This is a genomic window from Parabacteroides sp. TM07-1AC (assembly GCF_003480915.1).
In the GTDB taxonomy this organism is placed as follows: Bacteria; Bacteroidota; Bacteroidia; order Bacteroidales; family Tannerellaceae; genus Parabacteroides; species Parabacteroides chongii.
Genome location: NZ_QUKD01000003.1, coordinates 43146 through 66347, shown reverse-complemented (window position 1 = coordinate 66347; position 23202 = coordinate 43146). Strand labels below are relative to the sequence as shown.

Sequence of the window (23202 nt, the reverse complement as noted above, 5' to 3'; positions counted from 1 at the left end):
ATAATCTTTTGACGAAGGATGCTTTTTTTCTTTAAGATTTGGCGTCATCAAAGGGAAAAGATGATTTGTGTATTGATAGTCAATGGCTGTTGTGGTGATGCCGTGCTCAGTTCCGGCGTCACCTCTGCTTTTATTATGTCTGTGTGTTTTTTTAGTATTGTGGAGATCGAGCGTATGATTCCCGACAAACTGTAGTCTTGAATGGATTAAGTTTTTACTCTTGGATATCTAAAGGAATAACACCTTTACTTTAAGCAATAAACACTGCAATATTATATATGTGATATTTTATTTACGAATATGTAAGGCATAGATTTTGTATTTGTAATGTATAGTATACATAAATGTAAGGTATACCTTTCATAAATAAATCAGCGGTGTTTGGGGTATAATTATAGGGTATTAAGATATTAGGTGTCCTTAGGTGGATTCTTGCTTTATAGGAGGTGGATGGGTGACACCGTTTTTAAGCGTGGCGTCACCAGTGTGGAACTTGATAGACAATGGTTATAGGACTGTTTTTGGGGTGATGACGCTGTTTTTTATAAAAATATTGTGGTAAGGCTATATTTTCTTGGGGTTGTTTGGATGGAAGCATCATAGGGAGGTTCTATGTTCGTTTGGAAAATCAAAGGGTATATAGGTAATATTATATTAATGTACGCGTGTATGTACATTAATATATGTAAATATACTATCGGATAAAATGCGCAAAATGATTAAAAGAAGAGAAAGTGAATGACTAGCTAAAAGGATCGTTTTTTCTCGTCATGATTTTGAAGGTTCGTCCCTTAAAGCTATAAATTCATACAAGCTATGCTATTCAGTTGATAAGAAAGCACATATGATTGAAAAAAATAATGGAAAAAGAATTGCCGAAATGAAACAAATGCTTACTTTTGTTGACGAGAAAAAACGATCGATAAAATTAGTCATAGGATTAGAAGGTATTTTTGATAGCGATCGTATTGAATAAGAACTTATTACACTTTAGTATTAATATTAAATTTTAGAATTATGAACAAAAAGTTTTCTACTTTGGTAGCCAGCTTGTTATTTGCTTCAGCTTTTAGTGCTTATGCAGGAACGGCGGCTTCAACATTAGCAGTGCCTACTGCAATCGAAACCAGAGCTACAGCAACTGTATTAGACATTAATACAGAGGCTCCTGTTGCAGATGATGCTGTAAAAGATTTAGTGTTGTCAGGATTTAAAGACAATTCCCGTTTACTTGTGTTTTCTAGTACAGGGGCAAATACTTGGACTCCAGCTTCGGCAAGCTCTTTTCTTATGTTTGATGGCAATGGTATTCATTTGGCTGACTACAAGGGTGGGGCAGTAAGTTCAGTACCTTCTAACGCTTTTTACTTTAATTACACTAACAAGCAACTTGAAACGAAAGCTGGTTTAGTTTTGAATTTGGCAGGTTATTCAAAATTTGATATTGTACCTGTTACTTTTAAGGGAAAATCTTCTAGCTTTTTCGTGTTGAGAGCTTGGTATGATGCAACAACACCAGTATATATTAACATGACTGGAGGCTTTAGTTCTGGTACTAGTATTACTGTTGTGGATGATGTTACAAAGGCTGCGTTATTTGCATCGGCAGAAACTGCATTTGCAACAACTGCAACAGATGGTGGTGTTTTGAATAAAGAGTTGAAAAATGGTTTTGAACTGACTATTTCTTCTGCAAAAGATGGTGTGACTGTTACTGGAGCGGACGCATTTGCTGGTAAATTGACAGCAATGAAGTATGATGCAGGTGCTATGCACGTAATGAATGCAGGTGATGCTAATCCTTATATGTTGAAGAATAAAGATGGTAAATACATCTATTGGGATGCTGAAACAAATAAGGATTCTGATAAGCCAGGAGCTTTCAAATTAGCATCAGAAGCTGATGTTATAAAAGCTGTTGAAAGTGGAGTAGCTGCGAATTATGATCCTTATCGTTTTACGATTTACGCTGCTGATAACGGTTCTAAAGCTGTTCAGGTAAATATTGATGCAACTGCTCCTAAAAGATTGTATATCAATAATACAAATAATGAAGGTCGTCTGACTGCTTTTGATGTGAATGGTACAGTAGCTAGTGCTAACTGGGCTGTTACCTCTTTAGGTAGTTCAAATACTGTTGATTTGACTCAGTTCTTGACTGGTCAGTTTGTAAAAGTAAACTATGTAGCCAACGGTGAAGAAGGTGCTTCTAATACATACAAAATTGACGGTGTTCTGACAATTTCAGAAGACGGAACAAAAGAAGACTTTGCTAAAGCTAAAAGCTTCGTAGCAGAAGACCCTGCAACTCATTGGGCTGTGACTACTGAAAACAGAGGTGCAACTATTAAGTTGACTAACCGTGAAAATCCGAGCGTAGAAGTTACTCTTTCTGAATTGCGTGGTACTAATAAAACAGGTGTTTATGAAGTTGCTGTAACTTCAGCCACTAATTTGAAAGCGGAAGAATTGATCACCATCACTCCGGTGACAACGGTTACTATGACTGACGGTTATATGGTAGAAAATGAAAACGTGTTGCGTAACACTTCTTACTATTTGGCTCAGTCTCGTCAGAATGCAGATCAGGATATTCCTGCTTATTGGGCTGAAAACCATAGCATGTCTCACCAGATCGGTGCTACTGTAAATAAAGATGCTGCAACTAAGTGGAATTTGGCATTCAAGGTAAAAGGCGGTGATAAAGCTTACAAGAACCAGATTGACTCTGTATTGATCGTTAGCACATTGCACAAATGGAATGCAGCAGCTAAAGATGTAGAAGAAGTAAAGAGTACATTGGCTATCCTTCCGTATACATTCCAAAATCGTGAAAACAATGAGTTTGTTAAGAACTACAAATACACAAATCTGGAATATTATATCTGTGACAAGGATAATAATGAAGCTGCCGATAACGGTGCTGCTCAGAAGTTTGCTTTGAAGAAGAAACCGGGTAATACTTACAACTATGTAACGTTAGGTGGAGCAAATACATATGTAACTGATAATGGTTATGTGAATGTATCAACAGGCAAATCTGTTTTCACTCTTGCTGGAGACAAGCTGTTCTTAGGCAATAGCTTGGAAAATGGTTCTTGGGAAGAAATGGCTATGTACGCAAAGGATAACAACTCTTTGATGTTGGTACAGCCTTCTGATGATCCTGAATATCACTTGGTAAATGGTGATGTTTTGGCTTGGGGTGATACTATTAAATTGTATCGTGATGAAAATGCAAATCAAGCTCTTTACGAAAAGGGAGATAGCAAGTCTATTGTTGAAAACGACACTTTGAGTTTCTTGAACATTGATAATGTTTATGATCCTCAGTTCAAATTGAATCCGGCTATCTTTGTAGATACTGCTTATGTAAATCGTGAAAATAATACTTGCTGGCAGTATCTGTTGGCTGTAAATGTAGATAACAGCGTTAAGACTTATTGTCCGGATGATCCAAAACACAACGATCCTGAATGGATTAAAGAACATGGTGTATGTCCTCATGCAGAAAAGACTCCGGTTGTAAAAGGTCGTTTCTTGGTGAACTTGATTGATACTGCTAATATCTATGGCGCAACTCACTTACATACAAATCCGTATGTAAATACAAATGAAGCTGGTGAACAACGTGCTAAGTTGTCATTCGTACCGGGTATGCACATCAAGGATACATTGTTCTTGTTCACAAATGATGATACTGTAAAAGTAGAACTGGGTACTCCTGATTTCAATGTAGCTAAGTTTGCATTCCGTTATGAAGATGCTGCTGAAGGTACATTCAAAATTCAGAATATGTGGAAAGCTTATAATCCTGAACAAGCTGTAAAAGATGATTCTAAGGTCGCTTCTAATAACGAAGGTTACTTGAAATGGATCAATGGTACTGTAGTTGTAGAAGATGGTTATAATAAGGGTGACTTGTTTAGAATCGAAGAAGGTTTCGAAGGTAACCCGACAGCTAACGAAGAAGCTCCTGAAGTATCTTCTATCTCTGTAGTCGCTACTAACGGTGCTGTTGTTATCAAGGGAGCTGAAGGTAAGACAGTTGCTATCAGCAATGTACTTGGTCAGACAGTTGCTAACACTGTAATCACTTCTAGCGAAGCTACAATCGCTGTTCCGGCAGGTATCGTAGTAGTAGCTGTTGAAGGTGAAGCTGCAGTAAAAGCAATCGTTAAGTAATAACGACTATTTATAAAAGAAATTTATAATCAAAAATTTATCACCCGCGCAATGGTTCTCCTTCGGGAGAGCCATTCAGTAAGCCGTGATGGCGGAACAAGTGGAGTGATACATATTAAGTAATAAAATAAAGTTCTTCTGTCAAGTATTCCTGCGAAGGAAGAAAACAGATAAAAAACAAGCCCGTCCGGAATATACCGGACGGGCTTCGTTTTTTTAAAACTTAGTTATCATTTCCAAAAAAGTATATGCATATTCCTCATTTGGAACAAGTTATTAAATATTCTGTTTATATTTGCAAGTTATCAACAGTTAGGGCGACTTTTCAACAAAACGAGCATTGTTTTGCTTAAACCTGATTTCGTTAGGTTTTTAATGTTTAGTTTTGCCGCTGAATTAATAGACGAAGTATGGGAAAGATTATCGCTTTAGCAAATCAGAAAGGTGGGGTTGGTAAGACGACGACCACGATTAATCTGGCTGCATCCCTCGCTGCACTCGAAAAGAAAGTGCTTGTTGTTGATGCGGATCCGCAGGCAAATGCCTCTTCAGGACTGGGCGTGGATATTCGCAATGTCGAACTGTCCATCTATGAATGCCTGGTGAATGGAGACGATTCGAAAGGAGCCATTATCCCTACCGAGGTGGAAGGGCTGAATATTATCCCGTCGCACATCGACCTGGTGGGCGCGGAGATTGAAATGCTGAACATGGAGAACAGGGAACAAATCCTGAAACAGATTCTCGTCCCCCTGAAGGATATGTACGATTTTATCCTGATTGACTGTTCTCCCTCTCTGGGGCTGATCACTGTGAATGCCCTTACTGCAGCCGATTCAGTCATCATCCCCGTTCAATGCGAGTATTTTGCGCTGGAAGGTATCAGTAAACTGTTGAATACGATAAAGATTATTAAGTCGAAGCTGAATCCGGCTTTGGAAATTGAGGGATTCCTGCTGACGATGTACGATTCGCGTCTTCGCCTGGCTAACCAGATATATGAAGAGGTGAAACGTCCGTTCCGCGATCTCGTTTTTACAACCGTTATTCAGCGTAATGTGAAGCTGAGCGAAGCCTCCAGTTATGGCAAACCCGTAATTCTTTACGATGCCGAATCGAAAGGAGCGCTTAATCATATGCAGTTAGCACAAGAATTGATAGATAAAAACAAATAATAATAAATTGACAATTGACAATTGACAATGGACAATTCAATGCTCCTTATCAATTGTCAATTGTTAATTATCAATTGTCAATTAATATTATGGCAGTAATGAAAAGATCGGCACTTGGCCGCGGACTGGATGCTTTAATCACGATGGACGACCTGAAGACGGGTGGTTCGTCTTCTATCAGCGAGATAGAACTGAGTAAGATCCAACCCAATCCGGATCAACCCCGTTCTATATTTGAGGAAGAGGCTTTGGAGGAACTGGCGACTTCTATCCGTTCACTGGGTGTTATTCAACCGATAACCCTGAAAGAGATCGGTACGGAAAAGTACATGATCATCTCCGGTGAACGTCGTTACCGCGCCTCCCTGATGGCTGGACTGGAACAAATCCCTGCCTACATCAAGACAGCCGCCGACGAGAATGTAGTCGAAATGGCGCTGATCGAGAATATACAGCGCGAAGACCTTAACTCGATAGAAATTGCACTGGCTTATCAGAAGCTGATAGATAGTTACGGTCTGACCCAGGAGAAACTCAGCGAACGGGTAGGAAAGAAACGGGCGACTATCGCCAATTACCTGCGTCTGCTGAAGTTGCCGGCTGAGATACAGATGGGGTTGAAAGATAAGAAAATAGATATGGGACATGCACGTGCCTTGCTGCCGGTGGAAGATCCGGAAGTGCAGCTGGCATTGTATGAACAGATATTATCAGACGGTCTTTCCGTACGTAATGTGGAAGAGATCGTACGCAACGGAGCCGAGGCGGTTACTCCAGAGAAGAAGGAGAAAACAGCCGGACGCAAGCAGATGCTTCCCGAAGAGTTCAATCTGCTGAAAGACCATTTGTCACGGTTCTTTAATACGAAGGTACAACTGGCATGCAACGAGAAGGGAAAAGGACGCATCACAATCCCTTTTACCTCGGAAGAAGAATTGGAAAGACTGATCGGTCTGTTGGATAAATTGAAATAAGTGGACGGTAGATTCGTGAGGATGAAATTAAAAATAAGCAGGATACTGTGCTTACTGGTGATGCTGGCAGGTATCTCCTTGTATACGAAAGCACAAGGTGTTATACTGGATGCCGATACGGTTATTGTCGAATCGCCGGATTCTACGGTACAGGCTGTACTTCAGTCCGCCGACTCTGCCAGCCAGGTCAAGGTGAAGGCTGTCGATATGAAGCCGTTCAAACCTAATCCGACAAAGGCGGTTATCTTTTCGGCTATTTTGCCGGGTCTGGGACAGATCTATAACAGGGCATACTGGAAACTGCCTATTGTTTACGGCGGTTTTATGGGATGTATCTATGCGATAACCTGGAACAATAAGAACTATAAGGATTATTCGACGGCTTATTTTGATTTGATGTATGATGTGAAGAATAACCCGGATAATCCTGATAAATGGAGTAATTCCTGGCAGGATATTGCCAAGAAGAATGGATATGAACCCGAAAAGTTCATTACAGACACACGGTGGCAGGATAACATCAAGCGCCGTAAGGATTATTTCCGTCGTTACAGGGATTTGAGTATCATTATCACGGCGGGCGTTTATGCGATCTGCATGATCGATGCTTATGTGGATGCTCAGTTGTTCGACTTTGATATATCGCCCGACCTGAGTATGCGGCTGGAGCCGATGGTGATGCCTAAGACCAGTTTCAGTGAGCGTATATATGGCCTGAATTGCAGTATAAAATTCTAATAACACATGAAATATTTATTATCATTACTCTGTTTCTGCTGTTTCGTTACTGTTGCCGGTGCACAGGAAACAATAACTGAAAATGAAGAACCTCGGTATTCGGACCTCTCTGCCGACTCTCTGTCTGTCGATGTGGGGCTGATACCCGAAAGTCTGGATGCAGATGTGGACAGTCTGCTTCGTTCCTGGCATGTGCAATACTTCTCCAAGCGGGATGAATATTGTCATGATGACGCAGCGAATGTGTGGTTTCCTGACTCCGTCTACCGGGAACGTCTGGAAAGCTTGCCGCGTGTTATTTCTTTACCTTATAATAAGGTAGTACGCGATTGTATCGATTTATATGCCGACCGCCGCCGTAACCTCGTACGCTATATGCTGGGTATGGCGGATTTTTATTTCCCGATTATCGAGCAGGTGCTCGACGAACACGACCTGCCTATCGAACTGAAATATCTGGCTGTGGTGGAAAGTGCGTTGAACCCTGTTGCGCTGTCCCGTGTAGGAGCCTGCGGCTTGTGGCAGTTCATGCTTCCGACAGGAAAGATTTACGGTTTGGAGATCAACAGCCTTGTCGACGAACGTCGTGATCCGGTAAAGGCTACGCATGCAGCCTGCCGTTATTTTAAAGATATGTATGCCATCTATGGGGACTGGAATCTTGTGCTGGCTTCTTATAACTGCGGTCCGGGGAATGTAAATAAAGCGATCCGCCGTTCGGGAGGGAAGACGGATTTTTGGGAGATATTCCCTTATCTGCCTAAAGAAACCCGGTCGTACGTTCCGTTGTTCATCGCGGCTAATTATATCATGAACTTTTATTGTGATCACAATATTTGTCCGATGCAGACCAGTATGCCGTTGGCTACCGATACGGTTGTGGTTACAAAGCCCCTGCACCTGGAGCAGGTGGCAGAGGTTTTGCAGATGGACTTGGAACAGGTGCGTGCCTTGAATCCGCAATATAAACGCGATATTATTCCCGGAAATGCAGCACCTTGCGTATTGAAACTGCCTGTGAATCAGACCTATGCCTTTATCGATAAAGAAGATACGATCTATACGCATCGTGCGGAAGATTTGCTGGAAAATTGTCTCGCCTATAATCCGAACGGTGCGGACGAAGGTAAATCGTCCAACCGTGAAAAGATTACCCATCGCGTGGCTTCCGGTGAAAACATCTATACGATATCCGATCGCTACGGGGTTACTCCGAAAGAAGTTCGCCAGTGGAACGGTTTGAAGTCGAATCGACTGGCTAGCGGTCGTCGCTTGACCTTATACGTGGATAACGGGGGAGTGGCTTTCGCTTCCGCTACGAAATCGAAAACTGTACCGAAAAGAACTTCACCGTCTGAAATTGTTGAGAAACAAAGTAATGGCTTTGTCTCTTATAAGGTCAAATCGGGAGATTCGTTGTATACGATCTCTAAAAAGTATCCCGGTGTATCGGCTGCTTTGATACAAAAGGCGAACGGTTTGTCGAATGCTAATATTCGTCCGGGACAGGTTCTGAAAATTCCTGTGGGATAAAACGTGCTATTTTCTTGGCTTCCGTGCTGATGTTTCATGAATATTTGTATATTTGTGGGTACAGACGTTATATATAAAAAGAAGAGGCTGTAACCATGAACGATGCGATAGACACAAAAGACACAAAGGATGCAGGTGAAATGACACCGGCTATGTTGGCGGATGAAAAGATGATCCAGGACGGTTTTAACGAGTTGCTGGAGGACTATCTGAAATCGAATCACCGGAGAAAAGTGGAACGCATAACGAAAGCGTTTAACTTTGCCAATCAGGCACATGCGGGCGTGAAACGTCGTTCCGGTGAACCCTATATCATGCACCCTATCGCTGTGGCACGTATCGTTTGCCGTGAGATGGGATTGGGTTCTACCTCTATCTGTTCGGCATTGCTCCACGATGTGGTGGAGGATACGGAATACACCGTACAGGATATCAGCGATATGTTCGGTCCGAAGATCGCGCAGATTGTGGACGGACTGACCAAGATCTCCGGAGGTATCTTCGGTGAACAGGCTTCGGCACAGGCGGAGAACTTCCGCAAATTGTTGCTTACCATGAGTGACGATATCCGGGTGATCCTGATTAAGATTGCCGACCGTCTGCATAATATGCGAACCCTGGGTTCGATGCTTCCCGCCAAACAATTTAAGATTGCCGGTGAAACCCTTTATCTTTACGCTCCACTGGCACATCGTCTGGGCCTTTTCACGATCAAGACAGAACTGGAAGACCTGAGTTTTAAATATGAACATCCCCATGAATATGATTTCATCGAGCAAAAGCTAAAGGCGACGGAAGAAAGCCGTAATAAGCTTTTCGAACATTTCGCCGTTCCTGTCGATGAGAAGCTGAAAGAAATGGGGCTGCATTATGAAATGAAAGCCCGTGTCAAGTCCGCTTATTCCATCTGGAACAAGATGGAAAGCAAAGGGATTACTTTTGAAGATATTTATGACCTGTATGCTGTCCGTATCATCTTCGATCCGCTGCCGGGTGTGGATGAAAAGAATATGTGCTGGGATATCTATTCTGCTATTACGGATATCTACCGTATCCGTCCGGACCGTATCCGCGACTGGGTGAGCCGTCCGAAAGCAAACGGTTATCAGGCATTGCATCTTACCGTCATGGGGCCTGACGGACAATGGGTGGAAATACAGATCCGCAGTCGTCGTATGGACGATATTGCCGAGAAAGGGTTTGCTGCTCACTGGAAATATAAGGAACATAATGTAGAAGAAGATACGGAGCTGGACAAATGGCTGCAGACCATTACGGAAATCCTGGAAAGTCCGGACCCGAATGCACTCGACTTCCTGGATACGATCAAACTGAATCTGTTCACATCCGAAATATTTGTATTTACTCCGAAAGGAGATATCAAGACACTTCCGCAGGGAGCCACAGCGCTTGACTTTGCTTATGCCCTGCACACCAATATCGGAAATAAATGTATCGGAGCAAAGGTTAATCATCGTCTGGTTCCTCTCAGTCATCCGTTGGCAAGTGGTGACCAGGTTGAGATCCTGACTTCCCGTTCGCAGGAACCGCAGGCGGAGTGGCTAAACTTTGTCACGACGGCAAAGGCGAGAGCCAAGATCGATGCCGTATTGAAACGTGCCCGCAAAGATGCGGCTAAGCTGGGAGAAGAGAAAGTGATCTCTGCATTCAAACGTTCGGAGATGGAAGCAAGTACGTCCAATCTGGATAAGCTATGTATGTATTTCGGTTTCTCCAAGCGTGAAGAGTTCTATTATGCCGTGGAAAAAGGAGATGTGGTACTTCCTGAGAATATCAAGAAGCTGCTGAAAGAAAAGACGGATAACCTCTTGTTTAAATACGTAAAACAAGCGTTAGGTGTCGGCTCTAAAAAAACGGTAGAGGAGAAGACGGAAGAGAAGCCTAAGACAAAATATGATAAATCGAAACCTTATATCCTTCGTGAAGAAGCATTCGAACGCAATTATGTGATTGCCGAATGCTGTAAACCGATTCCGGGCGATGATGCGTTAGGTTTTATCAACGACGATGGAAATGTGGTGGTTCATAAACGTTCCTGCCCGATTGCCATGCGTTTGAAGAGTAGTTTCGGCGAACGTATCCTGAATACCGAGTGGAGCAGTCATAAGAATGCCTCTTTCGAAGCTACGCTGGAAGTGAAAGGTATCGACTCGATCGGAGTGTTGAATACGATCACCAAGACGATTGCCGATGATTTCAATGTGAACATTATGCGCCTGTTGATCGAAGCGAAAGACGGTGTGTTCGAAGGCCGGATCAAGATGAAAGTGCATGATGTGGAAGACATTCAGAAGATGTGCGTGACACTCTCCAAAATCAAGAATATTAAGTCGGTAGGACGTGTTGCCGATTAGTCAGTAGGTATTTTCAGCCTGCAAAATACATATTTATAGGTATTGCCTTTGTAACCGGGATATCTGACCTTTGTCTTCATCAATTAAATTATAAAACAGATGAAGACAATAGGTATTTTTTACGGTTCGTCAACCGGAACGACAGAGGATATTGCAAAACGTATAGCAACCAAGTTAGGTGTGGATGCTTCTAACCTGTATGATGTGGCGAAGGCTTCTCCTTCGGATCTGGGTAATTATGAAGCATTGATTTTGGGTAGCTCAACCTGGGGAGCAGGCGATTTGCAGGATGACTGGTACGATTTTCTTGCCAAAGTAAAGAAGCTGGATTTATCCGGTAAGCTCGTTGCTATTTTCGGTTGCGGCGACTCTTCCTCTTTCAGCGACACGTTCTGTGACGCGATCGGAACAATCTATACGGATCTTCAGGGTACAGGATGTACGTTTATCGGATCAGTACCGACAGATGGCTATTCGTATGATGACTCGACGGCTGTTGTTGACGGTAAATTCATCGGACTTCCTTTGGATGAATTGAATGAAGACGATCAGACCAACCCGCGTATCGACCAGTGGATCGAAACGTTAAAACAGGAAGGTCTGGAATAAGCATTTTCGAATTGTAGTTTTTAAGATAATATCAGCAGGTAAGATGGTAACAACCAGGAACAGGATACCCGGAGAAGTGAAAGTCTTTCTTAATCATATCTATGAATATAAGAAAGGGATACGGAGTATGGTTTTATGTACGATCAATAAATCGTATGAGCAAGTCGTTACGGACCGCTTGGAAAGTCAACAGATTTGTTATGTAAAGCAGGATGCAGGAGAGAGAAGTGTCAATATTTATTTTGGAAGGCCTGAATGCATAGAAGCTATTCGTTTATTGGTGACCCGTCCGTTGAACTTACTTACGCCGGAGGAGGATTTTATTCTTGGAGCTTTGCTTGGGTATGATATCTGTATGCAATGCGAACGTTTCTGCACAAGGAAAAAGCAGCGGCTAACGTCTGCCTGATCGATATGGTTGTTTAAAGTTTTCCCTAAAGTTGTTTATTTTCCCCGTTATCCTGTCTGGATAGCGGGGTTTTTCTTACCACGTAAGAGGTCGTTGCCTGAACGTGCAAAGGGTCTTTGCGTGGTAAGGCAAAGACCCTTTGTCGTAAAAAGTATCTTAGTAAGATATCTTGATACCGGCGAAATAGCTTCTCGGCGTTGCCGGTCCGTAGATGTAGGCAGAGTCACGGTTCGGACCCTGGTCGAAGTCGGACTGGTAGGCTTCGAAGATGTTCTGTACGCCGGCATTTACTTCCAGGGTGATATCTTTGTAGATATGGAAGTCATACGCCAGTTTGATGTTCATGTCGAAGAAGTCCGGTGTATTGACTGCCTTATCCATAGGGATATAACCCGCCAGATGCTGCACCAACATGCTGCCGGTGTAAGTTCCGGACAAGGACGCTGTGAAATGTTTCAACGGAGTGAGTGTCGCGGTAAAGTAACCGTATGTATTGGGTGTACGGAACATCTTCTTTTCAGTCGGCACGTTCTCGTTTTCACTCCATTTCTCCGGTTCGTTATAACGGCTGCGCTGCAAGGTGGCTCCTGCCTGTAAAGATAACCAGGAAGAAAGGACGCTTTTCCCTTCCAGGGTCAGTCCCATCACTTTTGCTCCCGAACCGTTACGGCGTTCTTTGATGATATTGCCCTGCTCGTCTTTCCCGATTTCTTCCAGTACAAATACATCGTTTAGACTTGTATAAAAACCTTCCACCAGGAAGTTGACCTGGATACCGTTCTTAAAACGATGATAAAAGTCGACCGATGTGCTGAGGCTCTGCGATTTCTCTTCTTTCAGGTCTTTCGCCCGTCGTATCATTGCTATCTCACCGCCGACGGCAGAGATATGCATGTCTTCGTCGAAAGCCTGCGGAGCACGGAAGCCACTGGAGTAGCTGGCGCGTATATTGATATCCTCTGTCGGGTTGAAACGAACGTTGGCACGGGGACTGAATACCACATTGTCTATCATGTTGTGCTTGTCCATACGCGCTCCGACCAAGAAGCTCCACCGTTTGTTTTTCCATTCGTTCTGCAGGAAAAGGCTTTCGATATGGACCTTTTGGTTGGTGTAGCGGTTATAACCGATCATTTCGTCTTTCAGATGGTCGTAGTTGTATTCCAGTCCGGCGGTCAGGTCTGACGGCATAAAGAGGAACTGGTCGAAGCTGTACGAATATTGTGTACCGGCCATAAAGGTCAGGTCGGTTGTCTTACCGTACGCATTCGGGTCTTGTCCGGTACCGTAATAGCTGTCACGGTCGGTGTTCTGAGCCGAGGTGAAGACGCTGAGTTTATGTTTGTAATCGGATGAGAAAAGATCGAACTTCAATCCACCGCCGTCGATGGAGTGCTCCAACTGTTCGGCAATATCCGCTTCATGAGGGGGGCGATCCAACAGGTTACCGCCACGACGGTATTCGTTCATGTGATGATATTCGAACGTCAGCTTGCTGTACGTGCTTGTTTTCAGATAGGAGCGGAAACCTACCGTCTGATTTTTCAGCTTGGGTAGTTCGGTATATCCATCATTATCATAGTCGTAACCCGAACGGTGGCGGTTCTGTCCGAAGATATACATGCCGGCTTTCCCGTTTTCTGTTACCAATGAAGCATTCAGCGTCGTATTATTATCAAAGGAAGAACTTCCCTCGATAGAAGACAGGGTATGTGTCAGTTCGCCCGAGTTGCGCAGCGGCTCCTTGGTAATGATATTGATCGTCCCAGCAATGGCAGAAGAACCGAACAATGCCGAACCTCCTCCACGCATCACTTCCACACGGTCGATCATATTTGCCGGAATCTGTTCCAGCCCGTAAACACCCGAAAGTGCACTGAATATGGGGCGCGAGTCGATCAGTATCTGCGTATAAGGTCCGTCCAACCCATTGATACGTACCTGCTGGAAACCGCAATTCTGACAATTCGTCTCTACACGTACACCCGGTTGGAAGTTCAGTCCTTGCGCCAGGTTAACCGCACTGGTCGTATTAAAGACTTTCGAGTCGATCACATTTACCAGCGTAGGAGCCAGGCGGCGCGATGTCTCACTTCGGTTAGCCGAAACGACTACACCGTCCAGGGCGATGCGATCTTCTTCCATCTCTACATTGACTTCCTGTGTTTTCCCTTTCTCCAGTTTCACATCCCGGGTGACAGTCTTGTAACCGAGATATTTAAATTCGAGGGTGAACTTCCCTTCCGGCAGGTTCTTCAGGAAATAATGACCGGAGTTGTCGGTTGTCGTTCCGATGGTTGTTCCTTTTAGTATAACGGTGATAAATGGCAGATGCTCACCGGTTTCTTTATCCAATACATGCCCGAATACGTTTGCATCCGATACGTTCATTTTCTCTTCTTCTGTGGCCCATGCAACCGTAAGGGTACAGCAAAGGCATAGTATAAGTGTTATAATCTTATTCATATTGATTTAATCTGATAAATAGGTAATACAATAATTGAATGCCCGGTACTTTCCGGGATTCTTCTTCCCAATTGAAGAATTTGCCACAAGCATGGCATAGTTCTGCCAAAGGCATGGCACAACTCTGTCACAGGCATGGCATAACTTTGCCATAGGCGTGGCACAACTTTGCCAACGTGATGAAAAAAGTTGGCAAATAGCATGGGTGCATATTTATCAGGCTACAGGAGGGGCGCGAAGAGACGGTTCTCCTTGTATGGGAACCAGATAATCCGGGTAGACCGGATTGCAGGATAATCTGAATAATGCAGTAAGGAAAGCGGCAAGCAATAAAGAGACAAATGCAGCACCGCTAATCTGAATAGTCGATAGTTGATGAAGTAACTGGAACTCCGCATAACCATGTTCATGGTCCGGACGTCCGTCGTCTGTCTTGTGGTAAGGGTGCGAATGGACGATCGTTACCCCATTCACGATATGAACGTGGGTAAAGGCTATCAAACATCCCAGATATGCAATGAATAATGCCGGGAGTGCAATTCGCAAATATTTCCTATACTTCTCCATCACCTTTTGCAAATATAGGGCATTTTATTGTATTGTCAGATAGGTGGGATATTAAATCTATATTAAATACCTATTGATGGGTACTATGCTTTTGTTTGAAAGGAGACTTCAATTCAACGAATAGTTCTGTGCCAGATAAGGGGACTTCTTTCCGTTTCTTTTGGCGGAGAGAAGTTCTTTCAGTTCTTCCAATTCCATTTTGTTGAGGCAAAAGTAAATGCTTTCGGATTGTACTTTGATACATATCTTGCGGTTGGAGGCGAAATGTTGGTTACGTTGTTCCGACAGGTCACCGTCGATGCTGTTTATGTACTTGCGGAAACCCTGGAAGCCTGCTTCCGTAAAGCAAAAGAAGAAGTTACCGAACTCCAGGCTATAAGTGTTACAACACTTGCAGAAGGAGAGCTGACCGTTGAATGTCTTATTTATTATTGTCATAATGGATAAATGAGATGTTCTGTTTTACTGTTGTCAAAGGTCATTATTCTCTGGAATATGTGCAATCGCCATAAGAGGGTAAATTGAAGGCTTCCATTACCTATAAAAAGGTAAAAGCCTCTCCTCACGGGGAAGCTTTTATCTAAAAATTAGCTTTTAGCTTGCAAATTAGCGATTATGATTTGTTTTGTGAGATTATTTCAATCTTTTGTAGCCGTATACCGCTTTGTTGCCCAATTCTTCTTCGATACGGAGCAACTGGTTGTATTTAGCCATACGGTCTGAACGGCTCAGTGAACCGGTCTTGATCTGTCCGCTGTTGGTAGCAACGGCGATGTCGGCGATCGTTGCATCTTCTGTTTCGCCGGAGCGGTGAGAAGTGACGGTCGTGTAGCCATGACGGTGAGCCATCTCGATAGCATTCAGTGTTTCAGTCAATGAACCGATTTGGTTTACTTTGATCAGGATCGAGTTGGCACAACCTTCCTGAATACCTTTCGACAGGAAGTCGACGTTTGTAACGAACAAGTCGTCACCCACCAGCTGGCAACGGTTACCGATACGGTCGGTCAGCTTCTTCCAGCCTTCCCAGTCGTTTTCGTTCATACCGTCTTCGATAGAGTCGATCGGGTATTCGTTGATCAGTTTTTCCAGGTAGTCTACCTGTTCGTCGGAAGTACGTTTTACGCCTTTGTCACCTTCGAACTTCGTATAGTCGTAGATACCGTCTTTGTAGAACTCAGAAGAAGCGCAGTCCATACCGATCATGATGTCTTTGCCTGGTTCGTATCCGGCAGCCTTGATAGCGGCAAGGATCGAGTTCAAAGCATCTTCCGTTCCTTCCAGAGCAGGAGCGAAACCACCTTCGTCACCTACGGCAGTGCTCAGGCCACGGTCATGCAGTACTTTCTTCAATGCGTGGAATACTTCGGCACCCATACGCAGACCTTCCTTGAATGAAGGAGCACCTACCGGGCGGATCATAAATTCCTGGAAAGCGATCGGAGCGTCACTGTGTGAACCGCCGTTGATGATGTTCATCATCGGAACCGGCATCACGTATGTGTTTGTCCCGCCGATATATCTATATAAAGGAATATCCAGATAGTTGGCAGCAGCCTTGGCAACTGCAAGGGAAACACCGAGGATGGCGTTTGCACCGAGGTTTGATTTGGTCTTCGTTCCGTCCAGTTCGAGCATGGCCTGGTCGATACCTACCTGATCCAATGCTGACATGCCTTTCAGGGCAGGAGCGATTATCTTGTTTACGTTTTCAACAGCTTTCAGTACACCTTTACCGCAATAGCGTTTCTTGTCACCGTCGCGCAGTTCCAGTGCTTCGTGTTCGCCGGTCGATGCGCCGGAGGGGACAGAAGCTCTGCCTGTTACACCTGATTCCAATAATACATCTACTTCTACGGTAGGGTTACCTCTTGAGTCGAGGATTTCACGTCCTGTAATCTTTTCTATTTTCATTGTTTGTTCATTTTTAAGACGGAACAAATATAGAAAGAGATCGGAGAACGTGAAATCACCATAAATGGGCATTCTGTGCCCGTGAAATACCTATTTGTTGGTAGGGTAGATCCTGGAGAGGAACTTCTTTTTGTCTACGATGAAACGGATATGCGTTCCTTCGCCGATCGTCCCTTTGGAGTCTTGTGCCACAACGCTGAAAGTGAGTTTACGGCCATCCGCTTCCTGTAAGGTTGCCGTGGCGGAAATTGTTTCTCCCAGCGGGGACGGTTTGATATGTGAGGTGTTCATCTGTGCACCTACGGTTGTCGAGCCTTCCGACAGTTCGGAGGCAACAGCCAGCATGGCTGCGTTTTCCATTAAAGCCACCATCGACGGTGTGGCGAATACATCCAGGTCGCCCGATCCCATGGTACGGGCTGAGTTAGCGGCACTGACTACGGTACTGCTTGTGTGTTGTAATCCTTTTTCCAGCATATTTATTGAGTTCTCGAATTGTGTCGCAAAAGTACAGGAAATAACCGGAAAAAAAGACGGAAGCCCCACAGGATTTTAATATCTTAGCAGCCTGAAGACTTAATCAGTAATACCATGAAAAGAAGAAACTTTTTCCGTTCGCTGGCCCTCGGTGGAGCAAGCGTTGCTTTTTCTCCCATCGTAAAAGCTGCTCCAGCGGTGCACGCAGATAAAGAGAAGCCGGCAACCAATATAAAGGATGCCCTGGCCATCCCCCGGAACGAACATTCCATGCCGGGTAAATATCCCGGTAAAGTAGCCCGTACAACCCATTCCGGCTGTATTGTCGACGGACAGCCTTCCGAAGGAATCGCCTATGAAATGCTCCGGAACAGTATGTTGAATCTGACAGGAAAAAGCAACCTGAAAGAGGCGTGGTTGCAGTTTGTCGATCCCGACGATGTGATTGGGCTGAAAGTAAACCCGATTGCCGGTAAGCTGTTATCTACTTCGCATGCTTTGACGCAATCCATTATCAACCAGCTGGAAGAAGCCGGCATTCCCCGAAAGAATATTATTATCTGGGACCGGCGTGAAGCGGATTTGAAAGAGTCGGGTTTTACCGCTGAGAACTATCCGGATATAAAGATCATCGGTACGGAATACCCCGATGAGAACGGCAGTTACATTAATGCCGAAGGTAAGTTCTACGGCGAAGAGCGGATCGATAAGGAGCAGTACTTTTCTGTCGACATCGAAGGAGAATATGACGCTTACACCATGCCTTTCATGATCAATGGCGGAAAGAACTCTTATTTCACGAAGATATGTACGGAGATGGTGACGAAGATTATCAACGTCCCCGTTTTGAAGAATGCCGGAACGACGATCACCTGCTGCATGAAGAACCTGGCTTTCGGTTCTATTACGAATACAGCCCGGTTACACGGCCCGATGTGGCATGATACCTGTGCTTCGGTTTGTGCGTTCCCTCCGTTACGGGATAAGGTGGTGTTGAATATTGTCGATGGAATGATCGGTTGCTTTGACGGCGGACCGGCTGCCAATCCGCAATTTATCTGCCATTATAATACCATCCTGGCGGGAAGCGACGCGGTGGCAGTCGACCGTATCAGTTACGATATAGTGATTGCCAAACGTATCGAAGAGGGGCTGCAGGAAGAAGAGAAAGCCAGAGCACGTACCTTTATGGATATGGCGCAGGAGTTTCAACTCGGTGTGGCCGATAAGGATAAAATCGAACTGATAGAAACAACGTTGCAGGCATGAAACATTTTATACAATGGGCAGGTTTCCAGCTGTTGATTCCCGCCTTTTTGGTTGCACAGGAGGTTGAAGTGAAAAGGGAACGGGTGTTTACAGGCTCGGGACTCTACGGTTTTATGAATGGAGGAGCGGAGCAGTTCCTCGAATACGGTGTCAGTAAGCTGACAGCCCGCGATGTCGTTTACGAGGGGCAGGAATATACGATCGAGATCTATGAGATGCCGACACCCGAGGATGCTTTCGGTATTTATTCGCTCCATGTGTTCCGCTGCCAGCGGGCGGATACGCTAGATTGCATCGATTGCCTGTCGCCTTACCAGTTGCAGGCTGTGGCTGGCGATAAATACGTATCGGTGGTGTTCCCTTCCGGCTCGGCTGCGGCAAAGAGCAAGGTGGACGAGTTGATCCGGCAGTATCTTCCGATGGACGGGAAAGGTAACCCGACGATACCGGCGCTGTTGCAAGAGATATCCCCTTATTCCGGCAAACTGAAATTCCTGCGCGGACCGATAGGCATATCCGGCGTCAGTACTTCGCTGATGCATTATCTGGAAGGTATTTCCTATACCGGTGTCTGGTTTATAGCCGATAAGCCCTCGAAAAGCTATCGCGCCTGGGTCTGTGTGAAGGAAGCAAAAGAGGTGGAGAAGCTAAAAGAAAAAGTTCCCGCCTCCGATATTATTCAGAGCGGGAACGATTTCATCTATTTAACGGGCAAAGAACAGGAAAAAGAGGAAGACGATCACGGCGGGTTCGGTTTCTGACTGGGGCCGTGATTGTCGGTATCCTATTTGTTCAGAACCTTCAACAGTTTTGTTCCGGGCCGGAATTTCACTGATACGCGACGAGGGATCTTGACTGCAACACCTGTCTTGGGGTTGCGTGCCATACGTTCAATCTGTATCCAGGGGTGTAGTGCCCCGAAGTTATGAAAGCGGATTTCAGAGCCTTCGTTCAGCGTATCGGAGACGATACCGAGTAATGCTTCGACAGTTCTTTTTACCTGTGTCGCTTTTTGTCCGGTATCTTCGGCAATTCTTTGTACCAATTCTGTTTTCGTCATATCGGTTTTCTTATAAGATTACTTTGTATCGTGCGGAACCGATCTGTACGATATAGATACTTGCCGGTAATGCCCATCGGGTATTGCCTACAGGAATGTCTGCCTGTTTAACCAGTGAGCCTGTCAGGTTGTAGACCTGTACTGTTTGTGTTGTCGGGCTGCTGATATGCAGGTAACCTTTGGCTGCCCATACCTTGACGGCATCTGTAGCTATCGTTTCGTTGGATACGGGATCGGGGTTCTTTACGATGCCGTCGATAAATATCTCCACATCGTTGCGGACATATTTGACGATATAAGCTCCGTCGCTACTGCGCGGCGTGATGGTTTCACCGCGGTCGGTCGTTATGACGGGTTCCGATTGGTCGTATTCCTTATCGAGCGTGAGATAGAAACGGAAGTTACTCCATGCTTCCACATCGTATTCTCCGGCAACAGGGTCGGTGATGGCACCTTCTACGAGTGGCAAAGTGACTGTGTAGTAAACCGGTGGTACAGGGTCGGGATCGACAGGTGGCTGCGGATCGGGGTTGTTTTTGCTGAATGTGGCAGCAATTGTAACCGCTTCGGCTGGCATGTCAAAAGAATACTTGTTGTTGCCTTCGCTGTTGACCGTTACATTTCCACTTCCGGTTGTCGTAACGGTCGGTTCTCCATCAAGTTTGTAACCGTTGTCCGGTGTAACTGTGAAGATGACTTTCTCATATTCTATCGCCTCTGTTTTATCTCCTTCTATACTGATGGCGCCATTTGTAACGTTTGCTATCGTTATGGATGATATGGCACTAAATATGGCTGCAATTGTTACTTTTTTTCCCGGCATCGTAAAGTAATAGTGTCCGTCACTTTCTGCTATAGCAGTAGCATCTTCTCCTTCCGGTTGGTAAGTCAGACTTTTCAATCCGAAGCCTGTTTCCGGGGTGATGATTAGTTCTACTCGTGTGTCTTTACCTGCATACGTCTTGCGATACTTTTCCTGTACAGAACCATTTGTGGTTGTTGTAAATTCCAGCGGATAAGGGATCGACACATCCGGCTGGTTGGCCATTAGGCGACCATCGGTTGTATAGAGTTTGGGCATTATGGGTAATGTCCCGCTTTTCCAAATAGCTGTGTTATCGAATATGCCGGCGGGTATCTGATCGCTGTTTCTCCAATCCCAGTCGGCACCATTTTTATCCGTCGCATCGACATCTGAGATAGGGTCTGATGTGCCGTCTGATAGATTCTCCCAAATGATGTTATCATAGGCATGATTACCTGAAAGAGTAGGAGGAACTGCAAATTCAGATGTACTTTTGTAACCGAGTATTCTTCCTGCGGTATGCTGAGCATTACCATTCCGTGTAATCAGTTTATAATTCAGAGCAAGACAATTGGATATATATGAAGTCTTTTCAGCCGATGAAGAAGAAGAATTACCTACGATACCTCCGGCTCCTCCTGTATAATAACCGTTTTTTGCACTAAACATTCCGGATGAAAAACAATTACTGATAGTTGTAGATGCATCATTACTATAAATATTTCCGACTATTCCTCCTGAAAAGGCTTCGGCTGGGTGGTCATTAATTGGATCGCTTCCACTATTTATATCTACTGTCGAATAACAATTTCTAATCGTTGCATCAATTGCATACGCGACTAAACCTCCAGCGCTGGATATGGCGTAGTGTAATGCTGAAGTTGTTATAGTACCTCCTGTGGTATAGCAGTTTTCTATGGTGGAATTTAGGCAGTAAGCAACAACACCTCCCGCCAGGCATTGACCTAGTGTTTCACTACAATTGATGTTTCTTATGGTTAATCCCTTTTCAGAAATTACGACTCCCAGATTTCGGATGGCTCCGTCTTCTACGCGACCGAATACACCGGCATAAACAAATTCTTCATCTCCGACTGTTCGAGCGAAATATAGATTTCGAATCTGAAAGCCATTTCCATCGAATGTACCTTTGAAAGGCTTTAAATGATTGAGGTCAAGGTCGTTTCCTGTTCCTATAGCTGTCCATTCTTTACTTTCCAGGTCGATGTCGGCAGTTAGTTTGACATATTTGCCGTCAAAATCGTTTCCGGCATTTACCCTGGTTGCGAAAAACTCCAATTCACTTGAATTGGCTATTAGGAAGGGATCGCTTTCTGATGTACCCGGTGCGGCGGCAAGCGGGGTTGAAGTCAATGTCGGATAGTCGTTGCCGGGAGCCAGTTCCCAGGCATATCTTGTCACTTTTGAAGCAGCTTTTCCCGAATAGTTGAAAGCTCCTTCATTCATGATCTGGGTTAGAAATCTGCTTTTCATAGAAGAGAGAGGGAGAGCTAAAAGATTTTCACTTGTCCTTTCGGCGTCGTTGCCGGTTCCATTTGTATAGGCATCTTTATTCCAATAACAATTAAGCAACGGAGAGCGTGGAACGGCATTACCGGCAAATCCTCCTATGTGGGAATTAGAACCACCTTCCACAGTTCCTAATGAATAGCAGGAATGTACATCGTTTGCTTCAATATAGTCTGAACCACCGCAACGTCCGATAAATCCTCCGATATAGGCATCATCTCCCCCTTTTACATTACCGGTTGAATAACAGTTATAGATGATCGGGTGACCACCTGAGGTAGTTCCGTTATTTCCTACAAATCCTCCTATGTAACAGGGATAAGTACTAGAAATAATACTCCCATTTCCCCCTGTCACATCTACAGATGCATAACTGTTTGAAATAATGGAACAGGTACCATACCCCCCGTAATTCATTCCGACTAATCCTCCGAAATAGCCATTATCTCCTCCTACAATTTTTCCGGTGGCACTGCATCTTTCTATTGTTCCACACTGCAAACCAACCAGTGTTCCGGCGCCCCACTCATAATATTCATCTGATACCTCGGGTTTTGTTATCTGTAGATCGGCATTTCGGACATGTAAATCTTTGACAGTTTCTTTTCCGGAAGGAAACCCCGGATCTCCTATAATGCCAAATAAACCGGCAAATCGATATTCGCCCGTTATTTTCAAATTCGATACAATGTGGTTTTGTCCATTGAAGGAACCAAAAAAGTTTTTTTCCATATAACTAGTATAACCACTCACAGAACCAATTCCGATCGGAGTCCATTCGTGTCCTGCCAAATCAATATCGGTCGTAAGAGTCAGTGTACAGCCTTTAAACCATTTATCGCTGGGTGTAGTTCCGGTTTGTTCGCTGTTGTTGACCATTTGTGCCACCCAAGCCAGTTCTGCTGCCGAACTGATGTTGACAGTAGTATTTCCTGTTGCCCATCCGGTAGGTTCTGCAACGGTGTGTCCATCCCATACGTCTACCTGTGCTATCGTTATATGGGAAATGGTTAAAAAAGCAAGCAGGTATAGTAGTCTGCTTGTAATCAATGTAATTCTTGTTTTCATATTGCTTTATTTTTGTTTGTCGAACATGTATGTGCGCAGGCTTTGCGC

The 23202-nt window shown here is 44.5% G+C and carries 18 protein-coding genes; 11 read left to right on the top strand and 7 right to left on the bottom strand.

Annotation, left to right across the window (positions count from 1 at the left end; translation table 11 throughout):
• Nucleotides 1-844: 844 nt before the first annotated feature.
• The 9 genes from DXD68_RS24655 (at nucleotide 845) to DXD68_RS08035 (ending at nucleotide 11998) form a co-directional block, all read left to right on the top strand.
• The gene (locus DXD68_RS24655) at nucleotides 845-976 is read left to right on the top strand and encodes a hypothetical protein (RefSeq protein WP_255419279.1); all 132 of its coding nucleotides are present in this window, start codon (nucleotides 845-847) and stop codon (nucleotides 974-976) included.
• Nucleotides 977-1017: 41 nt separating this feature from the next.
• Nucleotides 1018-4185, top strand: a complete 3168-nt coding sequence (locus tag DXD68_RS08070; protein WP_122361147.1) for a DUF6383 domain-containing protein — start codon at nucleotides 1018-1020, stop codon at nucleotides 4183-4185.
• Nucleotides 4186-4595: 410 nt separating this feature from the next.
• On the top strand, nucleotides 4596-5360 hold the full coding sequence (locus DXD68_RS08065; RefSeq protein WP_122361146.1) for a ParA family protein: 765 nt from the start codon (nucleotides 4596-4598) through the stop codon (nucleotides 5358-5360).
• A gap of 89 nt (nucleotides 5361-5449) precedes the next feature.
• Nucleotides 5450-6334: a ParB/RepB/Spo0J family partition protein gene (locus DXD68_RS08060; protein ID WP_122361445.1), complete on the top strand. Its 885-nt coding sequence runs from the start codon at nucleotides 5450-5452 to the stop codon at nucleotides 6332-6334.
• Nucleotides 6335-6394: 60 nt separating this feature from the next.
• The gene (locus DXD68_RS08055; protein WP_317127510.1) at nucleotides 6395-7072 is read left to right on the top strand and encodes a DUF5683 domain-containing protein; all 678 of its coding nucleotides are present in this window, start codon (nucleotides 6395-6397) and stop codon (nucleotides 7070-7072) included.
• A gap of 6 nt (nucleotides 7073-7078) precedes the next feature.
• Nucleotides 7079-8605 carry a lytic transglycosylase domain-containing protein gene (locus DXD68_RS08050; RefSeq protein WP_122361144.1) on the top strand — a complete coding sequence of 509 codons (1527 nt, stop codon included), beginning with the start codon at nucleotides 7079-7081 and terminating at the stop codon, nucleotides 8603-8605.
• Nucleotides 8606-8700: 95 nt separating this feature from the next.
• A complete protein-coding gene (locus tag DXD68_RS08045) occupies nucleotides 8701-10980 on the top strand; it encodes a RelA/SpoT family protein (RefSeq protein ID WP_122361143.1) in 2280 nt (759 codons plus the stop codon).
• A 99-nt stretch (nucleotides 10981-11079) separates the two neighbouring features.
• Nucleotides 11080-11589, top strand: coding sequence for a flavodoxin FldA (gene fldA, locus DXD68_RS08040; protein WP_122361142.1), 510 nt, complete (start codon nucleotides 11080-11082; stop codon nucleotides 11587-11589).
• A 43-nt stretch (nucleotides 11590-11632) separates the two neighbouring features.
• Nucleotides 11633-11998 (top strand): DUF2023 family protein, encoded by a 366-nt coding sequence (locus tag DXD68_RS08035; protein WP_075559068.1) that lies wholly within the window; start codon nucleotides 11633-11635, stop codon nucleotides 11996-11998.
• 156 nt (nucleotides 11999-12154) lie between these two features.
• Here DXD68_RS08035 and DXD68_RS08030 read toward each other — a convergent pair whose 3' ends face one another.
• The 5 genes from DXD68_RS08030 to DXD68_RS08005 all read right to left on the bottom strand — a co-directional run bounded on the left by DXD68_RS08030 (nucleotide 12155) and on the right by DXD68_RS08005 (nucleotide 17422).
• A complete protein-coding gene (locus DXD68_RS08030; RefSeq protein WP_122361141.1) occupies nucleotides 12155-14464 on the bottom strand; it encodes a TonB-dependent receptor in 2310 nt (769 codons plus the stop codon).
• Between the two features lie 216 nt (nucleotides 14465-14680).
• Entirely contained in the window at nucleotides 14681-15031 is a 351-nt protein-coding gene (locus DXD68_RS08020) for a hypothetical protein (RefSeq protein ID WP_122361139.1), read from the bottom strand.
• A 108-nt stretch (nucleotides 15032-15139) separates the two neighbouring features.
• On the bottom strand, nucleotides 15140-15469 hold the full coding sequence (locus tag DXD68_RS08015) for a DUF6686 family protein (RefSeq protein ID WP_082212058.1): 330 nt from the start codon (nucleotides 15467-15469) through the stop codon (nucleotides 15140-15142).
• A gap of 195 nt (nucleotides 15470-15664) precedes the next feature.
• Nucleotides 15665-16945 (bottom strand): phosphopyruvate hydratase, encoded by a 1281-nt coding sequence (gene eno, locus DXD68_RS08010; RefSeq protein ID WP_122351766.1) that lies wholly within the window; start codon nucleotides 16943-16945, stop codon nucleotides 15665-15667.
• A 90-nt stretch (nucleotides 16946-17035) separates the two neighbouring features.
• Nucleotides 17036-17422, bottom strand: coding sequence for a thioesterase family protein (locus DXD68_RS08005; RefSeq protein WP_122361138.1), 387 nt, complete (start codon nucleotides 17420-17422; stop codon nucleotides 17036-17038).
• Nucleotides 17423-17536: 114 nt separating this feature from the next.
• Between DXD68_RS08005 and DXD68_RS08000 the strand changes: the two genes are divergently transcribed.
• Together DXD68_RS08000 and DXD68_RS07995 are read left to right on the top strand one after the other, a co-directional pair.
• Complete coding sequence (locus DXD68_RS08000) at nucleotides 17537-18691, top strand: DUF362 domain-containing protein (protein WP_122361137.1); 1155 nt, start codon at nucleotides 17537-17539, stop codon at nucleotides 18689-18691.
• Entirely contained in the window at nucleotides 18688-19452 is a 765-nt protein-coding gene (locus DXD68_RS07995) for a DUF6599 family protein (RefSeq protein WP_122361136.1), read from the top strand. The genes DXD68_RS08000 and DXD68_RS07995 overlap by 4 nt, the downstream gene beginning before the upstream one ends.
• A 23-nt stretch (nucleotides 19453-19475) precedes the next feature.
• Here the strand turns inward: DXD68_RS07995 and DXD68_RS07990 are convergent, their stop codons facing one another.
• Both DXD68_RS07990 and DXD68_RS07985 read right to left on the bottom strand, forming a co-directional pair.
• Nucleotides 19476-19751, bottom strand: coding sequence for an HU family DNA-binding protein (locus DXD68_RS07990; RefSeq protein ID WP_122361135.1), 276 nt, complete (start codon nucleotides 19749-19751; stop codon nucleotides 19476-19478).
• Between the two features lie 10 nt (nucleotides 19752-19761).
• Nucleotides 19762-23154: a GLUG motif-containing protein gene (locus DXD68_RS07985; protein WP_122361134.1), complete on the bottom strand. Its 3393-nt coding sequence runs from the start codon at nucleotides 23152-23154 to the stop codon at nucleotides 19762-19764.
• Nucleotides 23155-23202 lie beyond the last annotated feature (48 nt).